The sequence below is a fragment of the Luteimonas pelagia genome, from assembly GCF_054776035.1.
The window spans coordinates 924,121-939,522 of record NZ_BAAHCG010000001.1 but is presented as its reverse complement, the minus strand read 5'-3'; the positions used below and the strand labels follow the sequence as shown (position 1 = coordinate 939,522).

Annotated in this window: 15 protein-coding genes; 7 read left to right on the top strand and 8 right to left on the bottom strand. The window is 66.4% G+C overall.

Annotated elements, in window-relative coordinates; all coding sequences use genetic code 11:
* Positions 1-140 precede the first annotated feature (140 nt).
* Positions 141-3,164, bottom strand: a complete 3,024-nt coding sequence (locus ACYU7H_RS04325; RefSeq protein ID WP_460812761.1) for an Eco57I restriction-modification methylase domain-containing protein — start codon at positions 3,162-3,164, stop codon at positions 141-143.
* A 303-nt stretch (positions 3,165-3,467) separates the two neighbouring features.
* Here ACYU7H_RS04325 and ACYU7H_RS04320 point away from each other — a divergent pair, with 303 nt between their 5' ends.
* Positions 3,468-4,595 (top strand): hypothetical protein, encoded by a 1,128-nt coding sequence (locus ACYU7H_RS04320; RefSeq protein ID WP_460812760.1) that lies wholly within the window; start codon positions 3,468-3,470, stop codon positions 4,593-4,595.
* Between the two features lie 85 nt (positions 4,596-4,680).
* Positions 4,681-5,544 (top strand): 4,5-DOPA-extradiol-dioxygenase, encoded by an 864-nt coding sequence (ygiD, locus tag ACYU7H_RS04315; RefSeq protein ID WP_460812758.1) that lies wholly within the window; start codon positions 4,681-4,683, stop codon positions 5,542-5,544.
* Between the two features lie 31 nt (positions 5,545-5,575).
* Here the strand turns inward: ygiD and ACYU7H_RS04310 are convergent, their stop codons facing one another.
* Complete coding sequence (locus ACYU7H_RS04310) at positions 5,576-6,994, bottom strand: aminotransferase-like domain-containing protein (protein ID WP_460812757.1); 1,419 nt, start codon at positions 6,992-6,994, stop codon at positions 5,576-5,578.
* Between the two features lie 116 nt (positions 6,995-7,110).
* Between ACYU7H_RS04310 and ACYU7H_RS04305 the strand changes: the two genes are divergently transcribed.
* From ACYU7H_RS04305 to ACYU7H_RS04295, 3 genes are all read left to right on the top strand, one after another.
* Positions 7,111-7,473, top strand: coding sequence for a hypothetical protein (locus ACYU7H_RS04305; protein WP_460812756.1), 363 nt, complete (start codon positions 7,111-7,113; stop codon positions 7,471-7,473).
* Entirely contained in the window at positions 7,470-7,679 is a 210-nt protein-coding gene (locus tag ACYU7H_RS04300; protein WP_460812754.1) for a twin transmembrane helix small protein, read from the top strand. Before ACYU7H_RS04305 ends, ACYU7H_RS04300 begins: the two co-directional genes overlap by 4 nt.
* An 81-nt stretch (positions 7,680-7,760) precedes the next feature.
* Positions 7,761-8,033, top strand: a complete 273-nt coding sequence (locus ACYU7H_RS04295) for a hypothetical protein (RefSeq protein ID WP_460812752.1) — start codon at positions 7,761-7,763, stop codon at positions 8,031-8,033.
* A gap of 18 nt (positions 8,034-8,051) precedes the next feature.
* Here the strand turns inward: ACYU7H_RS04295 and rnk are convergent, their stop codons facing one another.
* The 3 genes from rnk to ACYU7H_RS04280 all read right to left on the bottom strand — a co-directional run bounded on the left by rnk (position 8,052) and on the right by ACYU7H_RS04280 (position 9,228).
* Positions 8,052-8,459 (bottom strand): nucleoside diphosphate kinase regulator, encoded by a 408-nt coding sequence (gene rnk, locus ACYU7H_RS04290; protein ID WP_460812750.1) that lies wholly within the window; start codon positions 8,457-8,459, stop codon positions 8,052-8,054.
* A 116-nt stretch (positions 8,460-8,575) separates the two neighbouring features.
* On the bottom strand, positions 8,576-9,004 hold the full coding sequence (locus ACYU7H_RS04285) for a type II toxin-antitoxin system death-on-curing family toxin (RefSeq protein ID WP_460812749.1): 429 nt from the start codon (positions 9,002-9,004) through the stop codon (positions 8,576-8,578).
* Between the two features lie 2 nt (positions 9,005-9,006).
* Positions 9,007-9,228 (bottom strand): AbrB/MazE/SpoVT family DNA-binding domain-containing protein, encoded by a 222-nt coding sequence (locus tag ACYU7H_RS04280; RefSeq protein WP_460812747.1) that lies wholly within the window; start codon positions 9,226-9,228, stop codon positions 9,007-9,009.
* 203 nt (positions 9,229-9,431) lie between these two features.
* On the opposite strand from ACYU7H_RS04280, the gene ACYU7H_RS04275 reads away from it, so the two are divergent.
* Positions 9,432-10,010, top strand: a complete 579-nt coding sequence (locus ACYU7H_RS04275) for a YceI family protein (protein WP_460812745.1) — start codon at positions 9,432-9,434, stop codon at positions 10,008-10,010.
* Positions 10,011-10,040: 30 nt separating this feature from the next.
* Here the strand turns inward: ACYU7H_RS04275 and ACYU7H_RS04270 are convergent, their stop codons facing one another.
* Together ACYU7H_RS04270 and purD are read right to left on the bottom strand one after the other, a co-directional pair.
* Positions 10,041-10,712, bottom strand: a complete 672-nt coding sequence (locus tag ACYU7H_RS04270; RefSeq protein WP_460812744.1) for a Fe2+-dependent dioxygenase — start codon at positions 10,710-10,712, stop codon at positions 10,041-10,043.
* 207 nt (positions 10,713-10,919) lie between these two features.
* Complete coding sequence (purD, locus tag ACYU7H_RS04265; protein ID WP_460812742.1) at positions 10,920-12,209, bottom strand: phosphoribosylamine--glycine ligase; 1,290 nt, start codon at positions 12,207-12,209, stop codon at positions 10,920-10,922.
* Positions 12,210-12,618: 409 nt separating this feature from the next.
* Between purD and ACYU7H_RS04260 the strand changes: the two genes are divergently transcribed.
* Positions 12,619-14,082: an alanine/glycine:cation symporter family protein gene (locus ACYU7H_RS04260; RefSeq protein WP_460812740.1), complete on the top strand. Its 1,464-nt coding sequence runs from the start codon at positions 12,619-12,621 to the stop codon at positions 14,080-14,082.
* A 219-nt stretch (positions 14,083-14,301) separates the two neighbouring features.
* On the opposite strand, the gene ACYU7H_RS04255 is transcribed toward ACYU7H_RS04260, so the two are convergent.
* Positions 14,302-15,399 carry a calcium/sodium antiporter gene (locus ACYU7H_RS04255; protein WP_460812738.1) on the bottom strand — a complete coding sequence of 366 codons (1,098 nt, stop codon included), beginning with the start codon at positions 15,397-15,399 and terminating at the stop codon, positions 14,302-14,304.
* Positions 15,400-15,402 lie beyond the last annotated feature (3 nt).

The window sequence follows — 15,402 nt, the reverse complement described above, 5'->3', positions numbered from 1 at the left end:
CAGCGAGGGGCGCATAATTTCTGCCGCCCCGGTGCCTAGGTCACCACGCAATGCGTCCGGCCGAACGAGGTTGAGTGTTTGGCACCGGGGCATTCATCATCGTTGCAGAGCTGCCTGCACGCACGGGTAGTGCTGATTTCTCAAGCGGCACTCCAGTGTTCAATGGCGGCAGACTCGGCAGTATCAAGCTCATAAAGCTCGTACACCAAGCCGTCAATTCGACGGTCGAGGGCAGAGCACTTGCGCTCGAAGAACTCCTGATCTGCTGAACTTTCTGCACACCGCGCCTTCGCAACCGTGCTTGACAGTTGAACAGCCTCGTAAGCGATCTTCGCGGCAAGACCTCGCTTGTCAGCAGAGTCGAGCAATGGAAGGGGTAGGCTTCCCAACTCGCCGCTCTGTACGTGCAAGGTTGGAAATGTCGTGCGGTAGAAGTAGCGCATGAGCTTCGAATTCAGAAGCGCAAGAAGGAGCTCCAGTGAATAGCCACTATTCTTCGTCTTAGAGGCCACCACAAGGACGTCTTTTACGTAGTGGTTGTCGACGTCGAGTGCGGCTCCAAAGTCCGTAGTTGTGTCTTTCACAAGGACTTTGGGTTGTTCATATCGCTGCGAGGTCCCTGGGCGGGCGGTCGATCGATGCGCGCGCATCATGCTGGGTGCATACCGCACGTACTCCCCCGTGTGCTCGTAACCATATCGAAAGACGTCGCCGCCCCGCAGCAGTTTCTTGTCCTCTAGATACCTGCCTTCTTCTCGATGGAGGAACTTCTCGTCGTCCCCAGTTTTTATGCCGAAGGAGATATCGAAGACCTCGCGCAACTTTGGTCCTCGGGCAACTTTCATCTTTATCGCGGCACTCTCTGGCGTGATGCTCAGATCAAAGACGTTGTTGAAAGTCCTTGAGAATTCGCGCTGAGGGATCGCGTTGGTAGTCGTGAAGTCCACATGCAAGCCGACCTGCTCGGCGGTGACTAGCTGTATCCTTGTTTCATCCCGCGGGAGCGCGTGGGGCTCACGCGTGGCGACGAAAATCGCTGTATCGACCTGAGCGTCCTGGAACACACGAAACGGCAGAGAAACAAGTTGAACGATCTGATAGTTGTTGAGTAAGTGGGAACGCAGGGCCTGGAAGCTGTCGAGTTGCATCCAGCCCTTGGAAAGGATGTAACTCAGACGACCTTCTGAACGGAGGAGTTCCGTGGCCCTTTCAACAAAGCAGCAGTAGATATCTGCCTTCTTCGTGTAAGTCTCGTACGCCTGCCAGAGCAAGTCTTTGACGTGAGCGTCAACATTGTGCGGCCGAACATAGGGAGGATTGCCAACAATGGCGTCGAAGCCGCCGTTTTCGAACACCTGAGGAAAGGCTAAGCCTAGGTCAAGTGGATTGAGCTGGCGCTCAAGGTCTGTGCTGATCTTCCCGGCTGCGCACTGATCCCAATCAATCAGGCTATTCCCGCAAACCACATTCGCAGTTAGGTCTGGAAGTAGCTTTCTTAGCCTGCTGTTGCGAGCGTAGTCGAGCTGATATTGCCTCGCGCTGGTTGCTCGCTCATCCTCCAGCAGCTTCAAGAACAAGGACAGCTGCGCGACCTCCACCGCCTGGCGATCCAGATCCACACCAAACACATTGTTCTGCAGGATTGCGCGTCGTTGCGCTAGTGATAATGCCCACCTTTCGTCTTCGGTGCGTACACAACCGTCCCTCTTCGCTTGTTTTGTATTTGCAGGTTGGTTGTACCAGTCGGCATGATATCGGAGGAGCTCAGTGAAGATCCCCAGTAAGAAGCTGCCGGAACCGCAAGCGATGTCAGCGAACGTGAGGGAGGAGATGTCGGCTGGTCGCTTTCCTCTGATCTTTTCCCCAACTGTCTGCTCTACTATGTAACGAACTATATATTCCGGCGTGTAGAAGACACCTCCAGCTTTCCTCACTTCGGGCTTCTCTTCAACGAGGGCGGCGTCCTCAGAAGCCACAATTACACTTCCAAGAAATCGCTCGTAGATCGAGCCTAAGATGTGAATGGGGATTGCGTCAAAGTTGTATGGTGAATTCTCGGACGCAAGTCGTTCGCAGACCTCACCAAAAATCTCTGGATCAACCTTGAATGTCTGGTTGTCCAGGATTGTCGCGTTCTTAAATACGATTCCATTATATATTGAATCGAGACGGCGACTGGCTTCTTGAAAATCTGCCCATGCATCCTTGCGTTTACCAAGGTCGCCGACGCGGATCTCGGTCTCTATTTGCTTGTCTTCAAGAAAGCGCAGGAATACCAGTCTGTCGAGAGTTCTCTGGACCATCTCTGTCAGCTGGGACGAGGTCAGTGTCCGGTCGGCAGTTTTGAATGCCTTGGCCAGTAAGACGCGAAACTCTTCCAGCTCGGAAAGGAAGCTTTCATCAACCGGCTGGTAGCCCCCTCGGAATAATCCCCTCTGCTTGGCGCCGCCTTTGGGCTTTGGAAGCTCTGCGACTCGCCGCTCGTAGGAACCGTCTGTGTGCGCCTCGCGCGAGAACAGCCAGTAAAACTCTGCGAAGATTCGTGGGTTCCGGAAACTGGTGTAGTGCCAAGATTTCCAGGTTTGGTCAAGTGCGGAGTCTGGGTTCGGCCGTCTTCTGCAATCGAGGACACGCACTTGTTCAAAGTCGGTAAGAACCGCTAGGGGTGTGTTTGCGCTGTAGCCGTAACGTAGGGTCTGAAAATGAGCGTCTACGCTGCGATCGAGGTCGACACTGGGTTTTTTTGCCTCAACGAAGAAGCGGACGTCGCGAAAATTGGGTTTAACATAAAAGGCGTAATCGGCCCGCTTCTGTGCGCGCGCCATCTGAACACCACGTTCGACTTTGACTTCCTGCTCGTATGGGTTGTGCTCGCGCTCGTGATCGACATCCCAACCCAAAGCCTTAAGGAGGGGGTCAATGAAGTCTTTCCTTACCTCCGCCTCTTGGTAGTGAGGTTGGAGATAACTTGTTTCGGCATAGAGCTCGAATCGCTCTATGAGCGCGCAAACGGCAGCATGACTGCGTTCGAAATCACTAGGAGCAACATTCACCGGGTTGGGCCCTAGATAGCAGAGGACATTTGGAGGCCTGCGCGGGGGAGTGTGAGGTTGTGCAACCGGTTGATCAACTCCTGTTTTGCTTGCCCCTTCTGCGGGGCCCACGCCGGAGCACTTCCTTCCGTTGCTGTACGTCGCCGGCTTCCCCGCGGCGACCCGCCAGCGCATCGACGTGCCGGTGGATGGCTACGCCTACGGCCCGTTGTCGATGACCTGCCACACCTGTTGCCGTGCCGTGCCCGCGCACCGACGAGGAACTGACCGGCGTGGCCCTCGGTTGCCACCGCGGTCCCGCCGGAGGACAGCAACCTCTAGCTGGCCCAGCACGCGCGCCTCCCCTCCAGCTAGGAAGCGACTAATCGCATAGGATCAGCCTCGCGTAGCGAGTGCAGCAGAAAGGAATTGCCCATGCCGTTCTTTGAGGTTGGAACTAATGCGTTGGTCCAGATGCAACGCGGCACATTGGCTGAGGCAGAGATCCACGAGCGCCGTGATCTTCAGCGCCTGCTTCGGGCGCACATCTGCGATCTTGTTCCAGACATCCTCGTCACCGCCGAGGAGTTCGGGGAGTGGGAAGACTCGCGGCGTCGCATCGATCTATTGGGTTTGGACAAGCAGGCGAATCTGGTGGTCATCGAGCTCAAGCGGGGCGAGACCGGTGTCCACATGGAACTGCAAGCCGTGCGCTACGCAGCGATGGTGTCGACGATGACTTTCGACCAGGCAGTTTCGACCTTTGCAAGCCATCTGGGAGATGCGGATGCGGATGCCCGAGGACGCATTCTCGAGCATCTGGGATGGAGTGAGCCCCAGGAGGACGAGTTCGGGCAGGACGTCAGGATCGTGCTCTTTTGTGAGAATTACTCACGCGAACTGACGTCTTCAATTCTCTGGCTCAACGGCAAGGGGCTGGATATCACTGCGTTCCGCGTCGGGGCTTACAGACTGGATCAGCGTCTACTTCTCGACTTCCAGCAGATCATTCCGCTGAAAGAGGCGGAGGACTACCAAGTCAAAGTTCGCAACAAGCAACTCGTGGAACAGACGGCACGCCGTTCACAGGTTTCGTGGAATGGCGAGTTCTACGCGAACTACGGCGGGGAGCACCGGAGTTGGGACGACGCACGTAAGTTTGGCTTCATCAGCGCGGGTGGACGCGAATGGTTCTCCCGAACCCTGAAATTGCTCGAGCCAGGAGGGCGAGTCTGGGTCAATCGGCCGGGCGCGGGATACATCGGGGTCGGCGAAGTCCTTGGGCCACCGGTGCCAGCGGATGAGTTCAAGGTGGATACATCCGAAGGCCAGCGTCGCTATTTCGATGTGGGCAACATCAGCGAGCTCTTGGCGAGCTATGCCCTACTGCCGGAGCGGAAGGAGTACTTCGTTCCGGTTCGCTGGCTTAAGACGGTAGACGAAAAGAATGCGATCCGTGAGACGGGTCTTTTTGGGAATCAGAACTCGGCCGCAAAGCCGACTACGGCGGCTTGGATTTCCACTGTTGAAACGTTGAAGGCGCGATTCGGACTGGAGGAGTAGTCTGCTCGGCGCGGCGACGCCGTGAACAATTCGCCGTTGAAAAACATCAGCCTTTGGGTGCCCACACCGCGTGGAGGACCGAGACATGCTTGAGACCACTCCCATGCCCGCCGCCTTCCTAGCCCACGGCAGCCCCATGAACGCCCTCGAGCGCAACCGCTACACCGACACGTGGCGGGCGATCGGCGCGGCGGTGCCGCGGCCGCGGGCCATCCTGATGGTGTCGGCGCACTGGTACGTGCCGGCGCTGGCGGTCACGGCGATGGCGCGGCCGCGCACCATCCACGACTTCTTCGGCTTCCCCCGGCCGCTGTTCGACGTGCAGTACCCGGCGCCGGGCCTGCCGGAGCTGGCGGAGGAGGTGGCCGAGGTCGCCAAACCCGACCACGTCGGCGCCGACCATGACGGCTGGGGCCTGGACCACGGCACCTGGTCGGTGCTGCTGCACGCCTTCCCCGACGCCGACGTGCCGGTGGTGCAGCTGTCGATCGACCTGCGCAAGCCGCCGGAATGGCACGTCGCACTCGGCGCGCGCCTGGCCGCGCTGCGCGAGCGCGGCGTGCTGCTGATGGCCAGCGGCAACGTGGTCCACAACCTGCGCGCGATCGACTGGCAGCAGCCGGACCACGGCTTCGACTGGGCCCACCGCTTCGACGACCACGCGCGCGCCGTGCTGGCCGACCGCCCGGGCGACGCCGCGTCCCTGGTCGAACACGCCGACTACGCCATGGCCGCGCCCACGCCGGAGCACTTCCTCCCGGTGCTGTACGTCGCCGGCTTCGCCGCGGCCACCGGCCAGCGCATCGACGTGCCGGTCGACGGCTACGCCTACGGGTCGCTGTCGATGACCTGCCACACCGTCGGCGTGCCGTGCCCGGAGACCGGCGCGGGCCTGCCTGGCGCGGCGCCGGTGGGGACGGTGGTGCCGCCGGAGGACAGCAACCTGTAGGCAGCGTTCCCTGCGGGGCGGCTCGCCGGTGTCAACGGCCCCGTCGCATCGCCGCGCGGCCCACCGTCCGCAGTGCGCTTTCGGTTCGGGTCGTCATCGGGTGCCCGAAGTTGATGCGCACGCAGGACTGGAATCCGCGCGATGCCGAGAACATCGGCCCTGGGGCCAGGCTGATGCGGGCGTCCTTCGCGGTCCGGTGCAGCGCCAGCGCATCGACCGCGTCGGGCAGCTCCACCCACAGGAAATAGCCGCCCGCCGGCCGGCTCACCCGGCTGCCGGCGGGGAAGTGTTGGCGGATGGCCTCGATGAATTCGTCCCGGTTCCTGCGCAGCGCGAGTCGCAGTTCGCGCAGATGACGTTCGTGGCTTCCCCGCTCGAGGTAGCGCGCGATGCCCAGCTGCGCGGGCAGCGAGGTGGTGAGCGAGGTGGTGAGCTTCTGGTAGGCCACCGCCTTGAGGAACCGCCCGGGGGCTGCCCAGCCCACGCGGTAGCCCGGCGCCAGCCATTTCGAGAACGAGCTGCAGTGCATCACCCAGCCTTCGGTGTCGAAAGCCTTGGTCGGCACCGGGCGGCGATGGCCGTGGTAGAGCTCGCCGTACACGTCGTCCTCCACCAGCGCCACGCGATGGCGCGCCGCCAGCTCCACCAGGGCCTGCTTCTTGCCTTCCGGCATCGCGCTGCCAAGCGGGTTCTGGAAGTTGGTCATCACCCAGGCCGCCCGCGGCCGGTGGCGGGTGATGGCCAGTGCCATCGCGTCGAGATCGATGCCCTCGCGCGGATCGGTGGGCACCTCCACGGCCCGGAGGCCCAGCCGTTCCAGCGCCTGCAGGCAGGCATAGAAGCAGGGCGACTCGACCAGCACCGCGTCGCCCGGCCTGCAGACCGCGCCAAGGCACAGGTTGAGCGCCTCCATCGCGCCGTTGGTGACCACGATCTGTTCCGGGCCGACCTGCACGCCGTCGACCAGGTAGCGCAGGGCGATCTGCTGGCGCAGCGCCTGGCTGCCCGGGGCGAGGTCGTCCACCGTGTTCCAGGGGTCGATCTGCCGCACCGCATTGGCCGTGGTGCGGCCCAGCCGGTCGAACGGGAACAGGGTGGGGCTCGGGAAGGCCGATCCGAGCGGCACGACGTCCCGCGACATCGCCGACTCGAGGATCCCGAGCACCAGTTCGCTGACGGCCACCGGCCGTGCTTCGCCATCCGGCTGCGATGGCGTGTCGGGTTCGGGCGGCAGGGCCTTGGCGCCTTCGGCCACGTAGTAGCCGGAGCGGTCCTTCGACCGGACCAGCCCCTTGGCGACCAGGAGGTAGTACGCCGCGAACACCGTGGCCGGGCTGACGTGGCGGCTGCTGCTGGCCTGCCGCACGGAAGGCAGCCGGTCGCCGGGCTTGAGCGTGCCGTTGGCGATGGAGGCGGCGATGTCGGCGGCCAGCGCCTCGTAGCGCTTCATGGCCGGCGGCCTGCACGAACCCGTCTGATCCGGTTTTTCACGCGGAATCTGATCCACGAAAAACTGTGCTGCGGCCCGTACGCTAGCACCTCTCCCGAAACCGTGTCCGCTCGGCAGTGCACGAGACCGTCCAGCTCAATCTCGCCTTCATCCTGTTCCTGCCCTGGTACGCGATCCTCGCGGTCCTGTACTGGGTGTTCCCGCGCCAGCCGCGCACCCTGGGCCGCTGGATCTTCGATGTCGCCGCCCTGCTCGTCGCGGGCGTGGCCACGATTGCCAGCACGCAGTGGAGTGTGCGGTCGGCGGACACGTCCATCGACGCGATCTGGCCGCAGGTGCTGGCGACCGCGGTGTCGTACGGGGTGTTCCTCGGCGCGATGGCGTTGGCCTGGGTCATCCGGCGCCGATGCATCGTCCTTCCCTTCAAGGCGCGCGAGGTCGACGACCGCGGCGCAACACCCTCCGGAGCGGCTTCATGAAGACCTTGGTGATCCTCGGGTTCCTCGGCCTGATCGCCTACAACCTGTTCGCGGGCCTGTACTACATGCTCGCCGACAAGGGCGACAGCAAGCGCACCGTCAACGCGCTCACCAGGCGCATCGTGCTCTCGGTCGCCCTGATCCTGCTGGTCGGTGCCGGCATCGCGACCGGCTACATCGAGCCGCACGGCGTGCACGTCGGCTGATCGGCGGGCGCCGCGGGCCGTCACGCCTGCCTTCCGCGGCCGTGCCTACGCTCGCGCGGTCCGTCCCCCGAGGAGGCCGCCATGGCCGACGACACCCCCAAGACCCCGCTGGACCACGTCAACGACCTGGCCACCCAGCTCAAGGAAATGCGCCACTACTCGAAGAACAACGTCGAGCTGCTCACCGCGCAGTGGCTCAAGTTCGACGAGGGGAAGCTGAAGAAGCTCGGCGAGTCGAAGACGATCGAGGACCTGATGACGCGGCAGGGGGAGTTCCATGACGCGCTGGAGGCAGCGATCGCCGAGCTGGACGAACTCGCCGAGGAACTGAAGCCGAAGCAGGAAGGCGGCTAGCGAGCGCGGGTCGCCGCGTCAGCGGGATGCGCCGTCCTGTGGCGGTGGTTCGACGGCGGTGACCTTGAAGCGCGTCATGCGCCCGCCCGGCAGCGGCCAGTCGATCGACTGGCCCATCGACAGCCCCAGCAGGGCGGCGCCGGCCGGCGACAGGATGGAGACGTCGCCCGGGCGCTGCGACGCCTCGCGCGGGTAGACCAGGCGCGCGTGGTGCGTGGCGCCGGAGTTCTCGTCGGTGAAGGTCACCTGCGAATGCATGGTCACCACGTCGCCCGGCATGTCTTCCGCGGCGCACAGGTCGGCGCGCGCGAGTTCGGCCTCCAGGCGCGCCTTGACGTCGGCGAACTCGGCGCCGGCGGCCTCCAGCACGCTTTCCAGCCGCGCGGCGACCTGGTGCGAAATAGTGATGGGCGGCGGCGTGGCCATGGCGTTCTCCAGGAAGGACCCGTGCAAAAGAAAACGGGCCGGCGTTCGCACGCCGGGCCCGGTCTGTTCTGCCGGGAATCTTGCCACTTTCCCGGGCGTTTGCAATCGGCGCCGGATCAGCGTCCGTATTGCGCTGGCGCCTCGTTCACCGTGCCGCCGTGGGTGGTCGCGATGTGCGCGCGCAGCCACGCGGCGAACTCGGCCTCGCTGGTCTCGCCGGCGGCAAGGCCGTGGTACATCGGATACAACGCGAGGTCGTCCGCCTCCAGCGACGCACCGTTGAGCACCAGGAAGGTTTCGCACGCGACCGCAGCCGTGCGTTTGTTGCCGTCGACGAACGGATGGTTGCGCGCCAAACCGAATGCCAGGCTTGCCGCGAGGCCGGCGAGGTCGGGGGGTGGATCGCCGTAGGTGTACAGCTGCTGCGGGCGGGCCAGCGCCGACTCGAGGAGGGCGTCGTCACGGATGCCGGTGCCGCCCCCGTGCTCGGCCAATTGCCGCTCGTGGATCGCCAGGGCCAGGGCGCGCGAGATCCAGGTGACCATTGCTACTGCGCCAGCTTGTGCAGCAGGGTGCGCCGACGGCGCATGACGTCCTCCGCAACCTCCATCTGCGCCGCCAGCTCCGGGTCGTACGCGGTCAGGCGGATGCCGTCGGGCGTCTCCACGGCGAACAGTTCGTCGCCCTTGCCCAGGCGCAGCCGGGCCAGCAGTTCCTTGGGCAGGATGACGCCGGCGGAATTGCCGATCGTGGTGATCTTGAGCTTCATGGGTGGCCTCCCGTGGCGGTTATAACGGATGTTATGCCGGGCAGCGCGCACGTGCCAGACCGTGCGGGAGGGCGCTGGCGCTGGGCAAACTGGTCGATGCATCGCACGAATGGAACGATCTGTGGCTCCGCGACCGGTTTAATCGCCTGCGTGAAACAACGAACATGGCCCTCGTCCATTCCGCATCCCGCGAGGCCCACCCCATGCTCAAGCGCACCCTGCTCGCCGTCGCCTTGGCCGCCACCAGCGCCGCCGCCTTCGCCGCCCCCGTCACCTTCGAGCTCGACCCGGCCCACACCAACGTGGTCGCCAGCTGGACCCACCTGGGCTTCTCCAACCCGGTCATGCACTTCGGCGAGGCCGACGGCACGCTCGTCTACGACGCCGACGACGTCGCGGCCTCCTCGGTCACGGTGACCCTGCCGGTCGCTGCCATCGACGGCCATTTCGACGCCTTCAACGAACACCTGCGCAGCGCCGAGCTGTTCGACGCCGCGAAGTACCCGGAGATCACCTTCCGCAGCACCGGCGTGCGCCCGACGGGCGAGGACCGCCTGGCCATCACGGGCGACCTCACCATCAAGGGCATCACCCGCGAGGTCGTGCTCGATGCCACGCTCAACGGCCGCGGCGAGCACCCGATGGCCAAGCGCGAGGCGATCGGCTTCGACGCCACCACCACCGTGAAGCGCAGCGATTTCGGCCTGGGCTACGCGGTGCCGGCGGTCAGCGACGAGGTCACGCTGCGCATCACCACCGAGGCGCTGGTGCCGGAGGCATGACCCGCATGCGGTGCGCGGGCGTGGCCCCGGCTACGGCTCCGCGTGCCGGCGCAGCAGGTTGAAGTAGGACTTGTTGATCAGCTCGCGCGCGCGCTCGGCCTCCTCGATGCCCGCGAGCTGCTCGCGCGCCTCCGACAGGTCGAACAGCAGCTCGCGGATCGCGGGCTCGCGCACCAGGCTCTGCACCCAGCCCACCACCGCCAGCCGCTCGCCCGATTCGACCGCGCGCACGCGGTGCAGCTGGCCGGTGGAGTAGCAGATCGCCGAGCGGGCGGGCAGCTTGAAGGCGGTCTCGCCGCCGCCGGCGTCGAACGCCAGTTCGCCGCCCTCGTAGGTGTCCGGCTCGTTGAGGAACAGGGTGAACGAGACGTCGCTGCGCACGTGGTTGGGCTCGCCCATGATCGGCGCGTCCACGTGCATGCCGTAGCTCATGCCCGGCCGGTAGCGGCTGACCAGCATCGCCGCCAGCCGTCGCGGCTGCGCCGCGCCCATGAACGCGTCGCAGCGCCCCAGCGCCTGCATCACCAGGTTGGTCACGTCCTTCATGACCGGGTGGTTCCACGGGATCTGCTGGTTGTTCTTGGCCTTCTGCAGCGCCTCGCCGGCCGTGGACCCGCCATCGGTGAACTCGACGTCGGCGACCAGGCGCTTCAACCGCGCGAGTTCGTCGGGGGTGATGAGGTCGGGCAGGGTCAGGATCATGGGCGCGCGGTGTCGGTCGGCAGGGCGGTGGACCGGCGGGGCGGGTCCGGTCTCCGAGTGTAGTGGCTGGGCCGGCGGGGGCAACGCGGGGTGCGTGCTCGGCGTCCCGCTAAAAACCCTGTCGTCCCGAGCGCAGCGAGGGACCTGTTTGTCCCTCCCTAAAAGCAGGTCCCTCGCTGCGCTCGGGACGACAGGGGCGGGTTGGGATTACGCGGCCTGCTCGCGCGCGATCGCCCGCCAGCCGATGTCGTGGCGATGGAACTCGCCGGCCCAGGAGATGCCGGAGACCTCCTCGTACGCGCGCCGTTGCGCCTCGGCCACCGTCTCGCCCAGCGCGGTCACGCACAGCACGCGGCCGCCGGCGGTGACGGCGTGTTCGCCTTCCACCTTGGTGCCGGCGTGGAAGACCTTGGTGTCGTCCACGTCCGGGGCGTCGATGGCGTTGATCACGTCGCCGGTGCGCGGCTTCTGCGGGTAGCCTTCCGCGGCCATCACCACGCCGAGCGCGACGCGGTCGTCCCAGTCGGTGCTGGCGCTGTCGAGCTTTCCGTCGATGGCGGCCTCGACCAGGTCCACCAGGTCCGAGCGCAGGCGCATCATCACCGGCTGCGTCTCCGGGTCGCCGAAGCGCACGTTGAACTCGATCACCTTCGGCGCGCCGTCGGCATCGATCATCAGGCCCGCGTAGAGGAAGCCGGTGAACGGCTCGCCGTCCTTCGCCATGCCGCGCACGGTCGGGTCGATGACCTCGCGCAGGATGCGGTCGTGCACGCCGGAGGTGACCACCGGCGCCGGCGAGTACGCGCCCATGCCGCCGGTGTTGGGCCCGGTGTCGCCGTCGCCCACGCGCTTGTGGTCCTGGCTGCTGGCCATCGCCAGCGCGTGCCTGCCGTCGACCATGCAGATGAAGCTGGCCTCCTCGCCCTCGAGGAACTCCTCGATGACCACGCGCGCGCCGGCTTCGCCGAACGCGTTGCCGGCCAGCATGTCGCGCACGGCGGCTTCGGCCTCCTCGTTGGTCATCGCGACGACGACGCCCTTGCCGGCGGCCAGGCCATCGGCCTTGATGACGATCGGAGCGCCCTTGTCCCTGATGTGCGCGAGCGCCTCGTCCACGGCCTCGAACACCGCGTAGTGCGCGGTGGGAATGCCGTGGCGGGCGAGGAAGTCCTTGGCGAAGGCCTTGCTGCCTTCCAGCCGGGCGGCCGCGGCGGTGGGGCCGAACACGCGCAGGCCGGCGGCGCGGAACAGGTCGACCACGCCGGCCACCAGCGGGGCCTCGGGGCCGACGACGGTGAGGTCGACGTTCTCGTCCTGGGCCAGCTGGCGCAGGGCCTCCAGGTCGTCGGCCTTGACCGGCACGTTGCGGCACTTGGCCTCGAACGCCGTGCCGGCGTTGCCGGGGGCGACCAGGACCTCGTCCACGCGCGGCGACTGGGCGAGCTTCCAGGCCAGCGCGTGCTCGCGGCCGCCGGAACCGATGACGAGGACCTTCATGCGTCGCACCCGGGTGTTGGACCAGACGGCATTCTAAATGCCGGCGACGCCCATCCCGTCGGGTGCGCCTGTGCGCACGAATCCGTCGGTGCCGCCGGGAATGGATCCCCGCCTGCGCGGGGATAACGGTGCGGGGCGGTGATCCACCTCGCGCCCCATCCGCCACCACCCCGTCATCCCCGCGCAGGCGTGGATCCACCTCGCGCCCCATCCGCCACCACACCGTCATCCCCGCGCAGGCGGGGATCCACCTCGCGCCCCCATCCGCCACCACACCGTCATCCCCGCGCAGGCGGGGATCCACTTCGCGCCCCCATCCACCAATACACCGTCATCCCCGCGAAGGCGGGGATCCATCTCCCCTCCGCGGGTCCGATAGGATCGGTGGCCGGGACACTCGGGGAACGCGATGGATTCGGTGCTGGGCGGAATCGAGGCGGTGCTCGCGCCGCCGATCGGGCTGGTCAACCTCGTGCTGTGGGAATACGTGCTGGTCTACGGCCTGCTCGCCGTCGGCCTGTGGTTCACCGTGCGCCTCGGCGCGCTGCAGGTGCGGCGGTTCCCGCACATGCTCAAGGTCATCGGCCGCGGCACCGAGGGTGATTCGGCCGGCATCTCGCCGTTCCAGGCGCTGTGCACCTCGCTGGCCTCGCGCGTGGGCACCGGCAACCTCGCCGGCGTCGCCATCGCGCTCACCCTCGGCGGCCCGGGCGCGCTGTTCTGGATGTGGTGCGTGGCGGCGCTGGGCATGGCCACCGCGTATGCCGAGAGCGCGCTGGCGCAGCTGTACAAGGTGCGCGACGACCGCGGCCAGTACCGCGGCGGCCCCGGCTACTACATGGCGCGCGGGCTGCGCAGGCCTTGGATGGGCGTGGCGTTCTCGGTGTGCCTGGTGTTCTCGTACGGGCTGATCTTCAGCAGCGTGCATGCGAACGCAATCTCCGCTTCGGCGCAGGCGGCGTTCGGGTTCACCCAGGGGCAGATCGCCATCGGGCTGGTGGTGATGACCGCCATCGTGATCTTCGGCGGCCTGCGCTCGGTGGCGCGGGTGGCGGAGATCGTGGTGCCGTTCATGGCGGCCGGCTACCTGCTGGCGGCGCTGTGGGTGGTGGCGACGAACATCAACGAGGTACCGGCGGCGCTGGCGCTGGTGGTGCGCAGCGCGTTCGGGCTGGAGCCGGCGGCCGGCGGCCTCGCGGGCGGCATCGCCGCGGCGATGCTCAACGGCGTCAAGCGCGGCCTGTACTCGAACGAGGCCGGCATGGGCAGCGCGCCGAACGTCGCCGCGGCCGCGACCCCGGTGCCGCACCATCCTGCGAGCCAGGGTTTCGTGCAGTCCCTCGGCGTCTTCATCGACACGCTGCTGATCTGCACGGCGACCGCGCTGGTGATCCTGCTCTCGGGCGTGCTCGAGGTGGGCGAGGCCGATGGCGTCGTGGTGACGCAGGGCGCGATGACGGTGTTCTTCGGCGACTGGGGCGCGGTGTTCGTGGCGATCGCGCTGTTCTTCTTCGCGTTCACCACGATCCTGGGCAACTACTCGTATGCCGAGAGCGGCCTGCTGTACCTGGGCGGCGGGCGGAAGGGCCTGCTGGCGCTGCGGCTGGCGGCGCTGGGCGTGATCACCTGGGGCGTGTACGCGCAGGTGCCGCTGGTGTGGAGCGCGGCGGACGCGGCGATGGCACTGATGGCGACGATCAACCTGGTCGCGCTGCTGGGGCTGTCGGGCGTGGTGGTGAAGCTGACGCGCGATTACGAGGCGCAGTTGCGGTCGGGGGTATCACCACGGTTCGACGCCGCGGCCTACCCCGAGCTCGGCGACGGCATCGACCACACCATCTGGACCCGGGAGAAATCCCACCCATCCCTGTAGGAGCGGGCCTACGCCCGCGATGGCGTTCCCCGCGAACCCGGACGAGGCGGGGTCGCGCCCCGAGGTGCGCTCCTACAGGGGCGGCTGCTCTTGTACGAGCGGGGCTCGCACCGCGATCGCTTTCTCCGCGAAACCCCACCCGCGCGGAATCGCGCCTGTAGAGGCGCTCCTACAGTAAGAATTCGCGCGCGTTGGCTGGGGCGCGTGCACGGGGTGCGGTCAGCCTGCCGGGTGGCGGTGGCGCCAGGCGCGGATCGTGACGATGGCAAGGGTGATCGCGGTCAGTGGCACGACGAAGGCCATCATCACCGCGCTGAAGGCGGGCAGGGCGTCGTGGCCGGCGGCGTCGAGCAGCAGGTAGGCCGTGTAGGCGACGTAGTAGCCCAGGAACAGTGCGCCTTCCCACCGCTGGATGCAGTGGCCGGTGAAGAAGATCGGCAGGCAGGCCACCGCCACCGCCGTCATCACCGGCAGGTCGAAGCGCAATGCCGCCGCGCTCACTGCCACGCCGTCGGGCGCCACCGCCGCGGTCGCGCCCAGCACCACGAGCAGGTTGAAGATGTTGCTGCCGACGACGTTACCCACCGCCATGTCGCCCTCGCCGCGCCGTACCGCGGTGAGCGTGGTCGCGATCTCGGGCAGCGACGTGCCCACCGCCACCACTGTCAGGCCGATCACCAGGTCGTCCACGCCGAGCGCGCCGGCGATGCCCACGGCCGCCTGCACCAGCCAGCGCGCGCCGAGCACGAGCAGTGCCAGCCCGATGGCGACCAGCGCGAGGTTGCGGCGTGCCATGCCGCGCGGCGTGGCGGGGCGCGCTTCGGTCGTGACAGGGAGCCCTTCGGCCACCACGGGCCCCTCGCCGCGGCGACGCGCCAGCCAGAGCAGCAGCGACGTGTAGGCAATGCCCAGTGCCACCAGCACGCCGCCCTCGAGCCGGCCGATCGCATTGTCGTAGGCCAGCGCGACGACGACCGCCGACACCAGCACCATCACGGGCACGTCCAGCCAGACCAGTTGCCGTTGCACGACCAGCGGGCGTGCAAGCGCGGCCACGCCCAGGATCAGCAGCACGTTGGCGATGTTGCTGCCGACCACGTTGCCCAGCGCGATGTCCGGCGAACCGCCCAGCGCGGCGTCGATGCCGATGGCGAGCTCCGGCGCGCTGGTGCCGAAGGCGACGATGGTCAGGCCGACGACCAGCGGCGCCATGCCCAGCCGCAGCGCCAGTTTCGACGCGCCATGCACGAGCAGCTCCGCGCCGCCGAGCAGCAGCGCCAGTCCCGCGACCAGCTTGATCGCGACGCCGATGTCCACGGG

Bases quoted from the DNA above. Each gene is read 5' to 3' on its own strand.
- ACYU7H_RS04295 (WP_460812752.1), top strand. From the start codon at position 7,761: ATGGCCGACGACACCCCCAAGACCCCGCTGGACCACGTCAACGACCTG.
- ACYU7H_RS04270 (WP_460812744.1), bottom strand. From the start codon at position 10,712: ATGATCCTGACCCTGCCCGACCTCATCACCCCCGACGAACTCGCGCGG.
- ACYU7H_RS04260 (WP_460812740.1), top strand. From the start codon at position 12,619: ATGGATTCGGTGCTGGGCGGAATCGAGGCGGTGCTCGCGCCGCCGATC.
- ACYU7H_RS04300 (WP_460812754.1), top strand. From the start codon at position 7,470: ATGAAGACCTTGGTGATCCTCGGGTTCCTCGGCCTGATCGCCTACAAC.
- ACYU7H_RS04310 (WP_460812757.1), bottom strand. From the start codon at position 6,994: ATGAAGCGCTACGAGGCGCTGGCCGCCGACATCGCCGCCTCCATCGCC.
- ygiD (WP_460812758.1), top strand. From the start codon at position 4,681: ATGCTTGAGACCACTCCCATGCCCGCCGCCTTCCTAGCCCACGGCAGC.
- ACYU7H_RS04280 (WP_460812747.1), bottom strand. From the start codon at position 9,228: ATGAAGCTCAAGATCACCACGATCGGCAATTCCGCCGGCGTCATCCTG.
- ACYU7H_RS04285 (WP_460812749.1), bottom strand. From the start codon at position 9,004: ATGGTCACCTGGATCTCGCGCGCCCTGGCCCTGGCGATCCACGAGCGG.
- rnk (WP_460812750.1), bottom strand. From the start codon at position 8,459: ATGGCCACGCCGCCGCCCATCACTATTTCGCACCAGGTCGCCGCGCGG.
- purD (WP_460812742.1), bottom strand. From the start codon at position 12,209: ATGAAGGTCCTCGTCATCGGTTCCGGCGGCCGCGAGCACGCGCTGGCC.
- ACYU7H_RS04275 (WP_460812745.1), top strand. From the start codon at position 9,432: ATGCTCAAGCGCACCCTGCTCGCCGTCGCCTTGGCCGCCACCAGCGCC.
- ACYU7H_RS04320 (WP_460812760.1), top strand. From the start codon at position 3,468: ATGCCGTTCTTTGAGGTTGGAACTAATGCGTTGGTCCAGATGCAACGC.